Raw genomic sequence first — 15,155 nt, 5'->3', positions numbered from 1 at the left:
AACGAAAAAACCCTCACGCACGCGAGGGTTTTTTCGTTTGTTCCGCAAGAACGAGCTTGTCCAGCTCAAGGGCGAGCTGTTCCGCCTGATACCGCCGCTCATAGCGCTTCACACGCTCGTAGAAGCTCGCATCGTCGCGTGCGGCTCCTTCTGCCCCGCCTGCGGCTTGCTGCGCTCTCTGCGCCTTCCACGCTTGATACAGAGCGAGATACGCTTGCTTGATCTGGGCTTTGTCCGTCGGGTCGCACACCTCACCCAACTGGAACTGCTGGATGATCTCGGTCGCCTCTCCCGCCATGTTCAGCGCCAAAATCGGCTTGCCGATTCCCATGTATTCATAAAGCTTGCCCGGGATATAGGCACCGGCATCCGCCGATACGTCGCCGACCAGCAACAGGGCATCTCCGCCCTTCATCAGCCCAAGCGCCTGTTTGTGCGGCAAATTGCCCAGCAGGCGAACCTGCTCCCCAAGCTGCAGCCTTTCGACACAATCCCGGTTTTCCGAGTAGCCTGGATAATCGAACACACCTGCAAAGCTGAACAGGATGTCAGACTGTTCCACACGGCCCTCATCGATCAATTCGCGCACGGCTTCAAGCAGCAGGCGCGGATTGCGCTTTTGGTACAAAATGCCCGCATAGACAGCGTGGAATCGGTCCGGCACTTCGAATTGCGGCTGCAGGTTGGCAAAATCGGCGCGGTCGAAGCCGTTGTAAATCAGCTTCATCGCCTTGATCGTGTCTCCATACTTCTCGCGGAACATCTCCACGAACGTCGCCGTTACCGTCGTCACGACATCGGCTCTCGCCATGACGCCTCGCTCCAGCCGCTCCTCCAGCGCTTCCCGCCATTCGATGCCGGTCTGATGCATGTTTTGCGTCCACGGGTCGCGGAAGTCCGCGATCCATTTGCAGCCGAACTCATCTGCAAGCTTTTTGGCCACCAGATGGTTGGTTGCAGGCCCGGAGGTGGAAAAAATCGCGTCGAATTTCTCCCGCTTCATCAATTCCCGCCCTGTTTTTACCGCCTGTGGATACCAAAGGATTTGATCGTCTGGTATCATGAAGTAAGGCTTCACTTTTTTCAAAAAAGCAACGATCGTTTTTTTCAAGCGCGCTTTGGCGGATGGAGCAGCGGGATTCGCTCCTTGAGACTGCGCAGCTGGCGTTGGCGCAGCTGCCCCTCCTCTGGCGAAAACTTTCCATTCCTTGGCGCGCACGATCCGCACAGAAGGCGGAACCTCCTGCAAAAGACTATGATCAAGCGTTGCATGGTAGCCGGGCTCCACGGTCAAAACCGTCACATCCCAGCCAAAATCGCCCAAATACTTCGCCATCTTCAACGGGCGGGGAACTCCTCCGCCGCCGATCGGCGGGAACCCATAGCAAACCATCAGCAACTGTTTCTTTGTCATTGGACTAACCTTCCCTGTGCAAAAATTTCACTGATAACCATACCATATCTCGCGTGTTATTGCGAATGTAATCACCATCTGCTATATTGGAAATGGTCTGTTTGGAAAGGTTCGGGTGGATTCGATGAATAGCAAATTACGTATCCTCCACGTCATCGGGGGAGGAGAGTTTGGTGGCGCTGAACAGCATATACTCAACCTGATACAAGCCTTTCCGGAAGAAGAGGCGCAGGTTGCTGTTGTCTGCTTCTATGATTCCGTTTTCGCTTCCCGGCTGCGGGAGGCCAATATCGAGGTCATTCCTTTACATCAATTCGGCCGTTTTGACTTGCGCCTTTTGCAGGGCATCAAGCAAGCGGTCCATACATATCAACCGGATATTATCCATACGCACGGGATCAAAGCCAACTTTTTTACCCGGCTGGCCGTCAAGCATTCGGTTCCCGTCCTCGTCACGACCGTACATAGCAACCTTCGCTACGATTATCACAGCAAGCTTGCCTATTTTGCCGTATCGTGGATGGAACGGCTCACCCGTCATTACAATAAGCATTACATCGCGATCAGCGGGGCCATCGGCGAACTGCTGCGTCAAGACCGCGTCGCACCCGATGCGATCAGCCTGATTTTCAACGGGATCGATCTCTCTCCGTTTCGCCAGACACAGCTGAAAGAATCCGATCGCAAGCGGTTGCTTGCGGAATGGAACTTGCCGCAGGACGCCTTCATATTCGGCACAATGGCGCGGTTTGTTCCGGTGAAAGGCTTGCATTTGATACTGGAAGCATTTGCGCAGCTGATCGCCGCTGAAAAAGGGGCGGTCCCCTACCGGCTCGTGCTTGTCGGCGACGGACCGGAACGGACGCGGCTGGAGGAGTTGACGGCGAAGCTGAATTTGTCCGAGTACGTCCGTTTCCCCGGCTTCCGTCAGGACATTCCAACTGTCCTGCACGCGTTCGATACGTTCGTGCACTCTTCCTTGTATGAGGGCATGGGCTACACCATCATCGAGGCGATGGCAGCGGAAGTGCCCGTGATTGCCACAAGCGTAGGCGGCGTGAAAGAACTGGTTTTCCCGGATCAAAACGGTCTGCTGATCCCCCCTAACTCCGTTGCAGAGCTGGTGCGGGCGATGGAAAGGCTGGCAGCCGACCCGGCATTGCGCGAAAAGCTCGCGGACGCAGCCCTTGCCAAGGTGGAGGAAACGTTCACAATCAGCCAGATGGCTCGGCAGACGCTGGAGCTGTACCGCAAATTGTTGACTGATGCTGCACGATAAAACAGAAGTACCGTTCACCGGTACCTCTGTTTTTTTGTTTGTCTGTTTCCACTGGCAAAAAAAGCAAACGTTTTACTTGCACAAACCGTCGCAATAAGAGAAGATTAATTCGAAATATTTTTGAAAGGTTGTGTCATAAGCATGAAACTCTTTATCTCGATCGACATGGAAGGGATTTCCGGCATTGTCGATGTTACCTATTGCGATCCCGATCGAGGCATCAACTACGATCGCGGCCGCCGATTCATGACCGCAGATGCCAACGCTGCGATTGAAGGCGCGCTGGAAGCGGGCGTAACCGACATTCTTGTGGCTGACAGCCACGACAACATGCGCAACGTCCTGATCGAAAACCTGCATCCGCAAGCCAAGCTGCTCTCCGGTACAAGCCGCGATTACTCCATGATGCATGGGCTGGACAGCTCCTATGACGCCGCCATCTTCCTCGGCTACCATTCCCGCCACGGCGCGCCTGGCGTCCTCAGTCACACAATGTCCGGCGTCATCAAAAACATGTATGTGAACGGACAAGTCGTCGGCGAGTTCGGCTTCAATGCGATTTATGCCGGCCTGCTGGGCGTTCCGGTCGTCATGGTTTCCGGCGACGACCACATTGCGGAAGAAGCGAAAAGCTTGATCCCTGGCATCAGCACCGCGATCGTCAAAACCGCCGCTTCCCGCACGGCAGCCATCTGTTTGCCATTGTCTGCCGCCCAGGCGGAAATCAAGGCGAAAACAATCGAAGCGCTCGCTCGCGTCAAGGAGATTCAGCCGCTCACCACCGAAACGCCGCTGGAGCTGAAGATCGAATTCTCCCATGCCGGACAAGCCGAGATGGCCGCACTGGTTCCAGGTTCGGAATACAAGCTCGGCACGACCGAGGTATCTGTCGTGTGCCAAGATCAGCATGACATGTACAAAGTGATGCGCGCGATGCTGAATCTCGCGGGTGTTGCGAAGTTTTGGTAATGATATGAAAAAGAAAAAACCTTGCCGCGGCAAGGTTTTTTTCTGTAATAAGATGCTTTTATTGCTTGCTCAAATGCGCAGTACGTTTACCGTCGCATCCAGCTCGCGCGGAATGCGGTTTTTCAGATCGAACAGGATCGGCGATTTGCCCATCAGGCTGACGACATGCGCCCAATCGAGATCGGCGAACTCTTTCTGGATCGCGGCCAAAATGACAGCGTCGGCGCCGCGTACCGCTTCTTCAAGCGTTGCTACCTTGTGCTCACGGGCTGTTGGTACAGCCGGATCGTAGGACACGACATCGGCATGCTGGGCTTTCAGGCTGTCGATGATGTCGTGAACCGGGCTTACGCGGTCGTCGTTGGAGAAATCTTTCATCGCGATCCCCAGCACGGCGACACGGCTGTTGGCCAATGTCTTGCCCGACGCGACAAGCGCCTTTTCCAAAATGCCGACCAGCGTTGCCGGCACAGCGTCATTCGTCTTGCGTGCCGTCGTCAAAAGCGGCAAAGCTACGCCCAGCTCTTTTGCCTTAGGCATGAGGTAATGCAGCGCATTCGGCAGGCAGAAGCCGCCTACGCCCGGTCCCGGCGTCAACAGGTTGACGCGCGTATGCGTATTGGCCACTTTGATCAATTCAAAGGTATCGATGCCAAAGGCTTCGGAAAAGCGGGCAAACTCTTGCACCATGGCAATATTGACATCCCTCTGAATATTCTCGATGACTTTTGCCGTTTCAATCACGCGGATGTCGGACACGGTGATTTCGGTATCATTGATGAAGGAAAGCAGCGCTTTTCCTTTTTCCACGCTCGCTTCGTTGATCCCGCCCAAAACGAGCGGCATATGCATAAACTCTTCGAAGGCACGCCCTTCCGCGATGCGCTCGGAGCAATAGGTCAGATAAAAATCAACACCGGCGACAAGCCCGCTCACCTCTTCGAGGATCGGCTGGATCACTTCCTGGGTTGTACCCGGCACGACGGTACTGCGAATCATCACGGTATCGCCAATTTTCAGGACAGCACCGAGCGTTTGTGCAGCGCTTTTCAGTTGGCTGAGATCAGGATCGCCGTTGTGAACCGGCAAACCTGCGGTAACAATATAATTGGAAACCGCTTGCGCAGCTTCTTCATAGGAGGTGGTGGCGCGGAAACGTCCGGCAGCCAGCTGCTCCTTCAAAATATCTGCAAGCGTTTTGCCTTGGTAATGCTCCAGATGGTGCGAATGACCGCTGTTGATCTCATCGACCACGTGCGGCAGCACATCCAGCCCAATGACGCTTGCTCCTTTCATCGCATATGTCAAAGCGAGCGGCAGCCCGACGAAACCAAGCCCCACAACCGCGACACGGACAGAACTGGTCATGTTCAAATCTCCTTTTTCACTCGTGAGCGTTTGACGCTCATGGTAATAATTGCATCAGAAGCGAGCCGAATGCGCCGCTTGGTACCGGCACATTGGGAACCTTCGGGAGAAAATACAGGTAATACACGACGCCTGATGCGATAAACAGCAGGCAGAATACGATGAGCACCTTGTACAGCACTTCCAAGGTGAGTTCACCTCGCTATTCTAGCTTTCGCTTTCCTCTTGCAAGTCCTCATTATACTTCGTTGCGGGAAAAGCATCAATAAGACAGCTCCAAATCGACCTGCATCGGCCCTTCCACGAACACACGGCACGCAAGCCGAACGCCTTGGGCGATCGCCTGCTCGCCCAGGCGGTAACGCTCCGTATCGCTTGGCAGCGCAGCGGAACCCGCAGGTATCTCCATCCGCAGGCGGCACGTCGTGCATTTGCCTGTCGTGCAATGGTACGCCACCGGCAAGCCGGCATCGACCATAGCCATCAGCAAATTCTCCCCGCGCCGCACAAGGATCTCCTCCGTCGCGCCGCCGTGTTTCACCGTCACCGGAATTTGGTCCGCTCCCATTATGCCGCCTCCCTTTACTTGGGTAACGTCGTTTTCATGATACCATCACCTTGACAATGCAGCCCCGATGATATAGGAAAACCCGATGGAAAAAATCATCGCAATAAAGCCGATCGCCCGGTTGTCGCGCTCGATCTCCCCATCGACATGGATGCTTGGGGTCAAAAATTCAAACACAAAATAACTGAACAGCAAGAGCACAAAACCAAACGAGCCCCAGGCCAACGCCTGTCCCATGCTGTCATTATGCTGAATCGAAAAGCGAAAAATGTTGGCCACGCCAAAAATTTTCCCGCCGGTGGCCATCGCGACCGCCAAATTTCCCCGTTTCAATTCGTTCCACACGCGGTACTTGGTGACCATTTCGAAAATGCTCAGAAACAAAATCATGGCCAAACCGGTCAGGGCAAAATAGGCGACAGTGGCGAAATAAGGATTGTGCAGCAATCCAGCCATTGTATCCTCTCCTTATAGGGGCGTCTCGCCCTTATTTGACTTCAACAATGGTTGCGCCGACCCCGCCCTCGCCTTGGCCGCCCAAGCGGAAGGATTTGACATGGCGATGGTTGCGCAAGTAGTCGTGAACCCCTTTGCGCAAAACCCCGGTGCCGTGCCCGTGGATGATCGAGACGGAATGAAGGCCTGCAAGCAGCACCTCGTCGAGATATTGATCGATTTCCCGGATGCCGTCCTCGACATTGTAGCCGCGCAGATCAAGCTCCATCTTGACACGGTCCCGCGACGCTTTCACGGCTGTGTATTGCGCGTGCGGCTGCTCTTGCTTTGACGGCTTGATGACTTGCATGTCGTCGCTCTTTACCTTCATTTTCATGATCCCGATCTGCACGAGGAATTCCTTGTCCGTCACTTTTTCCAGCACGATGCCTTTTTGCCCGAAGCTCGTCACCAGCACCTCATCGCCCACCTTCACCAGCGTGGCGCGAACGGCCTTCGGCTTCTTCACCTTTTCTTTTTCCAGCTCCAAAACGGCGTTGTTCAAACGCTGCTTGGCGTCGATCAGCAGATGCTCCTTGATCTCCACGCCTTCCTTGCGCATTTTCCGCAGCTCGCGAATCACCTGATCCGCTTCCTCGCGGGCCAGCTGCACAGCGATGCGCGCTTCTTCCTCCGCCTGCTCCAGGAGGCGGTTTTTCTCCTCGGCAAAGGCGTTGCGTTCCGCTTCCAGCTGCTTGCGCATATCCTCGACTTCGCGGCGCAGCTGTTCGGCGGTTTGTCGTTCGCGTTCAGCCGATTTTTTGTTGCGCTCCAGCGAAGCGATCATCGTCTCGACCTGGTTCTCTTCCTCGCTGATGGAGCCGCGCGCGATGTCGATGATCTCTTGGGACAGGCCGAGGCGCCGCGCGATGGCAAACGCATTGGAGCGGCCCGGTACGCCGATCAGCAGCCGGTAGGTTGGACGCAGCGTCTGCACATCGAATTCCACGCTCGCGTTGATGACGTCCGGACGGTCGTAGGCATATGCTTTCAGCTCGCTGTAGTGCGTGGTGGCAATCAGGCGCGCGCCTTTTTGCAGCACATGGTCGATGATCGCCATCGCGAGCGCCGCCCCTTCGGTTGGATCGGTTCCTGCGCCCAGCTCGTCAAACAGCACGAGGCTTCGCTCATCCATCTTTTGAAGAATCCCGATGATGTTGGTCAAATGGCTGGAAAACGTGGACAGACTTTGCTCGATTGACTGCTCGTCGCCGATGTCGGCAAACACGGAGGAGAACATGCTCATCTCGCTGCCCTCTTCGACCGGAATCTGCAACCCGGCCATCACCATCAAGGCGAACAAGCCCGTCGTCTTGATCGAAACGGTTTTCCCGCCCGTATTGGGACCTGTGACGATAATCGCTTTGTACTCATTGCCCAGCTCGAGATCGATGGGCACCACCACATCTTTTGCAATCAGCGGATGCCGCGCTTTTTTCAGGCGGATGTAGCCGTGATCGTTCAGTGCAGGAGCTGTCGCTTTCATCGAGTGAGCAAGCTGCGCTTTGGCAAAAATAAAATCAAGCTCTGCAAGCGCCTCGATGTTTTCTTTCAGCGCCTCGATATGTTCGCCCGTTTTGACCGTCAGTTCGTACAGAATGCGCTCGATCTCCCGCTCTTCCTTGAGCCGCACTTCCCTAAGCTTGTGGTTCATCTGCATCGTCACTTCCGGCTCGATGAAGAGCGTTGCGCCCGAGGCGGACTGGTCGTGCACGATTCCGCCAAATACGTTGCGATACTCCTGCTTCACCGGGATCACAAACCGATCGCCGCGAATCGTCACGATGTTTTCCATCAGCATCTTCTGGTAGCTGGCCGAACGTGTCAGCTGATCCAGCTTTTCGCGGATGCGTGCTTCCAGCGAACGGATTTCCTGACGCAGCTGGCGCAATTCAACGCTTGCGCTGTCCATCACCTCGCCATTTTCATCGATGCAGCTTTTGATGACTTGTTCGAGTTCGCGCAACCCTTCGATGCGTTCCGCCGTCATCTGGATGATCGGCAATGGCTCCTCTTCACACAGATCGAGCAAAAAGGTTTTCAGCCGTCTGCCGGAAAAAATCGTGCTCGCAATATCCAGCAGCTCCATCGGGGCGAGCATGGAGCCGAGACGGGCGCGTTCGATCGGACTGCGGATATCGCGGATGCCGCCGAGCGGTATGCTGCCCTTCAACCGAAGCACCGTCGCTCCTTCCACCGTAGCTGCCTGTGCTGTTTTGACTTCATCTATGGTTGCAAAGGGAATGAGTTGTTTCGCCTTTTCCTTGCCTAATGTCGATGTCGCCTTTTCTTCAAGCATGGCGATCACTTTGTAATATTCCAAGGTTTTAAAAACCCGTTGCTCCACTCCACTTGCCTCCTTTAGCCTTCGTCCCCCCATTATAGCACGTAACAGCAAGCCCAATCCAAATATTAGCCTGCATAGCCGCATGGTGTTTTACACAAAATGAAATCGAAACTCTTAAAGAATAGTTGAGGAGGAAACAAGATGACCATCCTGCGTCACGTCATCCGTTTCATCGTTGCAGCCATCGTGCTAATGATCGTTGGCTTTCTGGTCCCTGGTTTTACAGTCAGCAGCTTCTGGACAGCGCTGTTTGCAGCAATCGTCATCGCTGCGATCGGCTGGGTCATCGAGGCGATGTTCGGCGATCGGGTTTCTCCTTTCAGCCGTGGAATCGTTGGCTTTATCGTCAGCGCCATCGTGATCTATGTTACCCAGTTCATCGTATCCGGCTTTCATGTGACAGTCTTGGGCGCACTCCTGGCTTCGCTGGTGATCGGGATCGTTGACCTGTTCATTCCGATTAAAAACCATATGGACCTGCGCAACGGTGATGCGGGCAACCGCCAAAACACGTAGCCTATACGCAGAAAAAAACGGCCGAGTGGAGGCCGTTTTTTTTCTTTTCCAAGATTAGTTTTTGCGGTAATACGTCGATGCCAAAGCGAGCGCCAATACCGCGCCCTTGACGATATTGAGCGAGTAATACGGCACCGACATCATGACCAGACCGTTTTCCAGCACCCCGACGAGAACAGCGCCGACAAAGGTTCCGATCGCATTGGGCCGCCCCAGTCCACCGAAGGAAAAGCCGATGAACGCAGCCGCAACCGCAGGCATCAAGTATCCTGCCCCCGCATTAATTTGGGCGGAACCGATCCGCGAGGCGAGGATCACGCCGCCTAAGGCAACCAGAAACGTGGACAGGAAATACGCGATCGCCCGGTAGCGGTCAACCGGAATCCCGGAGAGGCGGGCTGCCTCCTGGTTGCCGCCGACGATATACATATAGCGGCCGTGCTTCGTGTAGTTGAGGAAAATATGTGCCAGCACGACGACGACCAGCATGATGATGATAATGTAAGGCGCTTGTCCAAGCAGCTTGAAAACTTCCGTAAGCTTCCCTTCTGTCGGCGTTCCGTCGAGCCGCGGCATCCCTTCGGAAATCGAACCGCCGCCCGTATACGTCATCGCTACGCCTTCGAAAATAAACATGGTGGACAGCGTCGCCAACATGTCTGGAATCTTCACCTTGACGATCAGAAACGCGTTGACCGCCGCCACGACGAGCGTCACGGACAATGCGACCGCAATGGAAGCGAAGGTGGACATGCTGTACCAGACGTACATGGACACGACAAGCGAGTTGGAAAACGTCGCCGCCGACCCTACGGACAGGTCAAACCCGTTTACTGTCAAGGAGACTGTCAGGCCAATGGCGATGACCGTCACGATCGAGATGCTGCGCAGGATCGTTAACATATTGGATGACTCAATAAATTGCGGCATCATGGCCGTGAAAAAGATGACTAAGAGCAAAATCGCCATCACCGTTCCCCACTTGTTGGTGAACGCAAGCAGCGATGCATGCCATACTTTTTCGCGGCCTTTTGCAGACTCTGTTTTTGCAAGCATCTTCAATTCCCTCCTGTAGAGTAATACAGAATTTCTTCCTCGGTTGTTTCGGAGGTGAGAAGCTCCTTCACGACGGCGCCGTCATACATCACGTAAATCCGGTCGGTGATGGCCAAAATCTCCGACAGCTCGCTCGTTGCGTAAATGCTGCCTTTGCCCAGTTCCGCAAGCTGTGCGATCAGATTGAAAATATCGCGCTTCGCCCCGACATCAACGCCTTTTGTCGGCTCATCGAACATGTATACATCCGCATCGGCCAAAAGCCATTTGCCGACCGCAACCTTTTGCTGGTTTCCCCCTGATAAGAGCGCTACCTTTTGATTTTCGTGCGGCGTCTTGATTCCGAGGTCACCGATCATTTTTTGCGCAGCGGCACGCTCCTCGCGCGGCTTTACAAAACCGAATGCACCGCTGAAAGCGCCGAGGCTCGCCGCAGACAGGTTGCTCACGACCGATTCATCGACCAGCACGCCTTCCTTGCGCCGCTCTTCCGGGACGAGCGCAAGCCCTTGTTTCACCGCAGCGTGCGGCGTTTTGTTTTGCAGCTTCTTCGCTTTAAGCTTGATCTCGCCCGACTGCGCCGCATGCGCGCCGAAAATGGTTTTGCACAGCTCGGTTTTGCCTGCCCCGACAAGTCCCGCAATGCCGACGATCTCACCTGCCCGCACATGGAGGCTGACGTCGCGCACCATGCCTTTGCGGTCGTACAGATGACTCACCTCAAGCAGCGGTTCGCCGATGGCGGTTTGCTTTTTCACATACGTCTCATCCATTTTGCGGCCCAGCATCCACTCCACGACCTGCTTGGTGGTCAGCTCCGTGATCGGGCTGCGCGTGACCACCTGACCATCGCGCATGATGGTGATCTCCTCGCAAATTTCAAACAGCTCCGGCAGGCGGTGGGAGATGAAGATGATGCCGACATTTTGGTGATTGGCGAGTTCGCGTACGACGCGGAACAGCTCGTCGGTCTCTTTATGGCTGAGCGGTGCAGTCGGCTCATCCAGGATCAGAAAGCGGCGCTCCTCCGCGATGGCGCGCGCGATCAGCACCATTTGCTTTTGCGCCAGCGTCAAGTCCTGGACGCGCTTGCGTGTATCCAGCCGGATGCCGAGACGCTCCAGCACCTTGCCGGCCGCGTCGTGAATGTGTTTCCAATTGATGAACACCTTGCCCTTCATCCGGTTCACCATCACGTCGAGCATGATGTTTTCCGCCACGTCGAGATACGGGATCAGCGCCGTATCGACCTCCTGGTACACGATATCGATGCCCAATTCCTTCGCGTCGCGCGGCGTACGGATCGTCACCTGATTGCCATTCAGATGAATGGTGCCGGTGTAATGGGAATAGGCCCCCGAGAGCACCTTCATCAAGGTGGATTTTCCCGCTCCATTGGCGCCGATCAGCGCATGAATCCGCCCGGACTCCACCTGAAAATCCACATCGGACAGCGCCTTTACGCCTGGGAATTCAATTGAGATTCCCTTCATCTCTAACGTCGTTCGCTCTTGTTGCGCCATGCCTTTTCACCCCATCTGCACCCAAAAATAAGAAAAACTTCTTTCAGAAGTCCTTTCGAGAAGCAGGTCCTTCGGTCAATGAAAGTTTTTATTCCGCTCCAGAATTTATAAGCGCCAGCACTTATAAATTCTTCTACGATAAAGCGAGGAGAACCGGGCGGAAGTGCTAAGCCGCTCCGGTTCCTCTACCCGGCCGAGTTTATTTCTTCGCAAAATTGGTCCGCAGCGTCTGCATCCATGCTTCATTGAAGACGTCGGACGTCCCCCAGCCCTCGATCACATCTTTCAGCGTCGTCATGTTCGTTTCCGGTTTCAACTGCTCTTTTTTGATCAGTCGCGCTTCCAGGTCAAAGGTAGCAGGCGTCTCTTCGCCCGCCAGTTTTTTCGCCAGCAGGCGCATGTCGACGATTCCGATCAGTTTCGGATCGACGGCCGCTGTGGAAATCCAGACGCTTCCGTCTTCGCGCATCAGGTTGATGTCCTGGTTGGAGACGTCGATGGAGACAAGCTTGATGTCGGTGCGATTGTTGTCCTTGAGCGCCTTGAATGCCCCTTTGGACATTTCATCCCATGAACCCCAGATCGCATCGACTGTTCCCGCAGGATACTTGGCCAAAATGGCGCTTACTTTTGCCGCGATGTCCCCTTGGATGTCTTGCATATTCGTTGGCCCGATGACTTCAAGCGTCTTGATTTTGTTGTTTTTCTCGTAGTCAGCATAAATTTCCTGACGGCGGTCGAGCGGCGGCACCCCTGGACCGAACCACAGCTTGATCACGCGGACCGGCTGCCCGTCCTTGGACAGGGCGGCGACTTCGTTTAACGACAGCTCTGCCAGCTTGTGGTCGTCCTGCGCCGTCGTGGTGATCTCCGGCAAGTTTTTGCCATCCTTTTCGATGACCGTATCGAACGTGACAACCTTCATCTTTTTATCGATTGCCGGCTTCAGCATGTCATAGGAGTAATCTTTTTTCCCGTGGGAAATGATCAGTCCGTCGTAATCTTTCTGGATCGCTTGGGCGACCAGCTCCTGGAACTTGGCGTCGTCATTGTCCGCGATGAACGTGTCGACCTTGAAGCCGAACGACTCCCCTTCGCTTCTCGCCCCATCCAAAAACTGCTTGGTATGGTCGTCGGAAGGCAGGTTGCGGATGACCGCCACTTTTTTGCCTCCCTGCACGCCGTCCGGCACGCCGCTGATTTTTTCCGCAGGCGCACCGCTGTTGGCTGTCTGTGAGTTGCCGCCGCATGCCGTCAGCACAAATGCTGCCGACAGTACGGTCAAAAGAACTTTTTTCATTTGTTGAAACCCCCTCTATATTTTGGACTCATTGAAACCGTGGTGCGCCTACTCATTATTCATAAGATTGCGAATTGACTCGGCAAACGGAGCCCGGATGATGCCTTTTTCCGTGATGATGCCCGTGATGTAGTCATGCGGTGTCACATCGAACGCCGGATTGTAAACCTTGACCCCTTCCGGAGCGGTGCGTGTGCCAAAGCCGACCGTGATTTCCGACTCATCGCGCTCTTCGATCGGGATGGCGCTGCCGTCCGGCGTCATGATGTCGATGGTAGACAGCGGGGCCGCCACATAGAACGGGATGTTGTGCGCTTTCGCCAAAAGCGCTACGCCGTATGTGCCGATTTTGTTCGCGGTATCCCCATTGGCCGCGATCCGGTCAGCCCCGACGATGACGCCGTCGACCCAGCCGTTTTTCATGACCATCGCCGCCATGTTATCGCAAATGAGCGTCACATCGATGCCAGCTTCCTGCAGCTCGTAGGCCGTCAGCCTGGCGCCTTGCAATACCGGACGCGTCTCATCGGCATACACCTTCACATGAACCCCTTTTTCTGCCGCGATGTAAATCGGCGATAACGCTGTGCCGTAGCGGCCTGTGGCGAGTCCTCCCGCATTGCAGTGCGTGAGGATGCCCATGCCGTCTTGCAAAAGCTCTGCACCATATTCGCCGATTGCCCTGCAAGCCGCTTCGTCCGAGTCCTGGATGCGCTTGGCCTCGTCCAATAAAACCGCCTTCAGCTCCGGAATCGGCAAATGCTTTGCTTCCTGCGCCTTCTGTTCCATACGCCGCAGCGCCCACCCCAAGTTCACCGCTGTCGGCCGGGATGCGTTCAAATAGTCGGATTGTTCGCGCAGTTCCGTCCAAAACCCATCGAATGTTTCCTGTTCCGAGTTACGAACCCCCAAGTACAGACCGTATGCCGCTGCCATGCCGATCGCCGGCGCGCCGCGAACCGTCAAATCTTTGATCGCATGCCACGCCGCTTCCGCCGTCTCCAGTCTGACATACTCCTGTCTGGTTGGCAGCAAACGCTGATCCAACAGTACCAATGCATCATCTTCCCATTTTACCGATTGTAAATACGTCACGTGGAAATCCCCTTCCTTCAACTCGCTGTATCGATGATTGCAAGTATCGCATCAATGCCTGTTGCCTGCTGACGCCCTCTGATCAGCCCCGCGCCGATCGCGAGCGCCTGCTTTTGCGCGGCGACCCTCGCCCCGGTATCCGCGATCGAATCGATGTCCGCCACATGTGCCAGCCCGACGATGCGGCGGATCATTTTGCAGCCGGCAAAACCGATCGCATCCTGCAAAATTTGCTGCATGTACCAGTCATAAAATCCTGCCGCTTTGGCCATCGGCTCCGTCGTTTCCGTCTCGTACAAGCGGCGGAATTCCGCCTCGAAATACAGCCACATCTCCTCGATTGTCTGCAGCAAGTAGCTGCGGTACTCCGCTGCCTGCTGCGCATCCGCCCGATGGCCTGGCTGTGCGCAGTAGCTGAGCAGCAGATTCGCCAGCATCGCCCCGACATCAAAGCCGATCGGGCCGTAGTACGCGAATTCGGGATCGATCACCTTCGTCCCCAAATCCGTCACCATCACGCTGCCTGTATGCAGGTCGCCATGCACCAGCGTCTGTGCTTTTGTGAGAAAAGCATGCTTGAGAATGGCCACTTCCCGCTTGAGCGCTTCATCCTGCCACAAAAACGGTTCGACAAAGTCGCGAATTTCTGCCGGAATGTTGTTGGACGGCGCATCCCGGTACGGATCGGTAAAGACCAAATCTTCTGTAATCTTGCACAACTCAGGATTGTGGAATTGAATCTGACGCGCTTTTTTCTCGCCCGGATTCATGTAAAGATCGGATGAGTAAAACAGCGTGCGCGCCATATAAATCCCGATGTCGCGGGACAGATTCCCGTAACGCCTGCCCTCGATCAAGCCTTTGCGCAATATGAGGTGATCATGCAAATCTTCCATGACGATCAGCGCCTGCTCCTGATTGAAGCTGTACACCTCCGGAACAAGCCCGGGACACACATCTGCTGCCAGTTTGAGCGCCTGCGCCTCGATCCGTGCCCGATCGAGCGACAGCGGCCAATCCCCTCCTACGATGCGGACATAAGGCAGCGCCTGCTTGAAAATGACGCTTTTGCCGCTCTCGCTGTCTTTGATGCGAAACACGTAATTCAAATTGCCGTCACCGATCTCCTCGGCATGCAGGATCGCCGATGGAGGGAAGCGATCCGGCAGCTCCTTCGCATACGCGATCGCTTCATCGGTGGAAAACGCACGATATTGTTCCACGC

General features: G+C 55.1%; 14 protein-coding genes. 3 read left to right on the top strand and 11 right to left on the bottom strand.

Annotation, left to right across the window (positions count from 1 at the left end; genetic code table 11):
• Nucleotides 1–13: 13 nt before the first annotated feature.
• Complete coding sequence (locus ACTID9_RS08475; protein WP_441070765.1) at nucleotides 14–1,414, bottom strand: glycosyltransferase; 1,401 nt, start codon at nucleotides 1,412–1,414, stop codon at nucleotides 14–16.
• A 124-nt stretch (nucleotides 1,415–1,538) separates the two neighbouring features.
• On the opposite strand from ACTID9_RS08475, the gene ACTID9_RS08470 reads away from it, so the two are divergent.
• A complete protein-coding gene (locus ACTID9_RS08470; protein WP_441070764.1) occupies nucleotides 1,539–2,693 on the top strand; it encodes a glycosyltransferase in 1,155 nt (384 codons plus the stop codon).
• 141 nt (nucleotides 2,694–2,834) lie between these two features.
• Entirely contained in the window at nucleotides 2,835–3,662 is an 828-nt protein-coding gene (locus ACTID9_RS08465; RefSeq protein ID WP_441070763.1) for a M55 family metallopeptidase, read from the top strand.
• Nucleotides 3,663–3,731: 69 nt separating this feature from the next.
• On the opposite strand, the gene ACTID9_RS08460 is transcribed toward ACTID9_RS08465, so the two are convergent.
• From ACTID9_RS08460 to ACTID9_RS08440, 5 genes are all read right to left on the bottom strand, one after another.
• On the bottom strand, nucleotides 3,732–5,030 hold the full coding sequence (locus tag ACTID9_RS08460) for a nucleotide sugar dehydrogenase (protein ID WP_441070762.1): 1,299 nt from the start codon (nucleotides 5,028–5,030) through the stop codon (nucleotides 3,732–3,734).
• Between the two features lie 37 nt (nucleotides 5,031–5,067).
• Nucleotides 5,068–5,217, bottom strand: a complete 150-nt coding sequence (locus tag ACTID9_RS08455; protein WP_354092978.1) for a hypothetical protein — start codon at nucleotides 5,215–5,217, stop codon at nucleotides 5,068–5,070.
• 75 nt (nucleotides 5,218–5,292) lie between these two features.
• The gene (locus tag ACTID9_RS08450; RefSeq protein ID WP_441070761.1) at nucleotides 5,293–5,598 is read right to left on the bottom strand and encodes a 2Fe-2S iron-sulfur cluster-binding protein; all 306 of its coding nucleotides are present in this window, start codon (nucleotides 5,596–5,598) and stop codon (nucleotides 5,293–5,295) included.
• Between the two features lie 45 nt (nucleotides 5,599–5,643).
• Nucleotides 5,644–6,054 (bottom strand): DUF350 domain-containing protein, encoded by a 411-nt coding sequence (locus ACTID9_RS08445; RefSeq protein WP_122917283.1) that lies wholly within the window; start codon nucleotides 6,052–6,054, stop codon nucleotides 5,644–5,646.
• Nucleotides 6,055–6,085: 31 nt separating this feature from the next.
• Entirely contained in the window at nucleotides 6,086–8,440 is a 2,355-nt protein-coding gene (locus tag ACTID9_RS08440; RefSeq protein WP_441070760.1) for an endonuclease MutS2, read from the bottom strand.
• A gap of 141 nt (nucleotides 8,441–8,581) precedes the next feature.
• Here ACTID9_RS08440 and ACTID9_RS08435 point away from each other — a divergent pair, with 141 nt between their 5' ends.
• Nucleotides 8,582–8,956: a phage holin family protein gene (locus tag ACTID9_RS08435; RefSeq protein WP_122917281.1), complete on the top strand. Its 375-nt coding sequence runs from the start codon at nucleotides 8,582–8,584 to the stop codon at nucleotides 8,954–8,956.
• A 54-nt stretch (nucleotides 8,957–9,010) separates the two neighbouring features.
• On the opposite strand, the gene ACTID9_RS08430 is transcribed toward ACTID9_RS08435, so the two are convergent.
• From ACTID9_RS08430 to mtnK, 5 genes are all read right to left on the bottom strand, one after another.
• Nucleotides 9,011–10,012 (bottom strand): ABC transporter permease, encoded by a 1,002-nt coding sequence (locus tag ACTID9_RS08430; protein WP_441070759.1) that lies wholly within the window; start codon nucleotides 10,010–10,012, stop codon nucleotides 9,011–9,013.
• Between the two features lie 2 nt (nucleotides 10,013–10,014).
• The gene (locus ACTID9_RS08425) at nucleotides 10,015–11,535 is read right to left on the bottom strand and encodes a sugar ABC transporter ATP-binding protein (RefSeq protein WP_441070758.1); all 1,521 of its coding nucleotides are present in this window, start codon (nucleotides 11,533–11,535) and stop codon (nucleotides 10,015–10,017) included.
• 199 nt (nucleotides 11,536–11,734) lie between these two features.
• On the bottom strand, nucleotides 11,735–12,835 hold the full coding sequence (locus ACTID9_RS08420; RefSeq protein WP_441070757.1) for a substrate-binding domain-containing protein: 1,101 nt from the start codon (nucleotides 12,833–12,835) through the stop codon (nucleotides 11,735–11,737).
• A gap of 48 nt (nucleotides 12,836–12,883) precedes the next feature.
• A complete protein-coding gene (mtnA, locus tag ACTID9_RS08415) occupies nucleotides 12,884–13,930 on the bottom strand; it encodes an S-methyl-5-thioribose-1-phosphate isomerase (protein ID WP_441070756.1) in 1,047 nt (348 codons plus the stop codon).
• A gap of 17 nt (nucleotides 13,931–13,947) precedes the next feature.
• Nucleotides 13,948–15,153 carry an S-methyl-5-thioribose kinase gene (mtnK, locus tag ACTID9_RS08410; RefSeq protein WP_441070755.1) on the bottom strand — a complete coding sequence of 402 codons (1,206 nt, stop codon included), beginning with the start codon at nucleotides 15,151–15,153 and terminating at the stop codon, nucleotides 13,948–13,950.
• Between the last annotated feature and the right edge of the window lie 2 nt (nucleotides 15,154–15,155).

It is taken from the genome of Brevibacillus fluminis (genome assembly GCF_052072235.1).
Taxonomy (GTDB): domain Bacteria; phylum Bacillota; class Bacilli; order Brevibacillales; family Brevibacillaceae; genus Brevibacillus_D; species Brevibacillus_D fluminis_A.
This window is presented reverse-complemented; position numbering and strand designations above follow the sequence as displayed.

Bases quoted from the DNA above. Each gene is read 5' to 3' on its own strand.
- ACTID9_RS08475 (WP_441070765.1), bottom strand. From the start codon at position 1,414: ATGACAAAGAAACAGTTGCTGATGGTTTGCTATGGGTTCCCGCCGATC.
- ACTID9_RS08470 (WP_441070764.1), top strand. From the start codon at position 1,539: ATGAATAGCAAATTACGTATCCTCCACGTCATCGGGGGAGGAGAGTTT.
- ACTID9_RS08465 (WP_441070763.1), top strand. From the start codon at position 2,835: ATGAAACTCTTTATCTCGATCGACATGGAAGGGATTTCCGGCATTGTC.
- ACTID9_RS08460 (WP_441070762.1), bottom strand. From the start codon at position 5,030: ATGACCAGTTCTGTCCGTGTCGCGGTTGTGGGGCTTGGTTTCGTCGGG.
- ACTID9_RS08450 (WP_441070761.1), bottom strand. From the start codon at position 5,598: ATGGGAGCGGACCAAATTCCGGTGACGGTGAAACACGGCGGCGCGACG.
- ACTID9_RS08445 (WP_122917283.1), bottom strand. From the start codon at position 6,054: ATGGCTGGATTGCTGCACAATCCTTATTTCGCCACTGTCGCCTATTTT.
- ACTID9_RS08435 (WP_122917281.1), top strand. From the start codon at position 8,582: ATGACCATCCTGCGTCACGTCATCCGTTTCATCGTTGCAGCCATCGTG.
- ACTID9_RS08430 (WP_441070759.1), bottom strand. From the start codon at position 10,012: ATGCTTGCAAAAACAGAGTCTGCAAAAGGCCGCGAAAAAGTATGGCAT.
- ACTID9_RS08425 (WP_441070758.1), bottom strand. From the start codon at position 11,535: ATGGCGCAACAAGAGCGAACGACGTTAGAGATGAAGGGAATCTCAATT.
- ACTID9_RS08420 (WP_441070757.1), bottom strand. From the start codon at position 12,835: ATGAAAAAAGTTCTTTTGACCGTACTGTCGGCAGCATTTGTGCTGACG.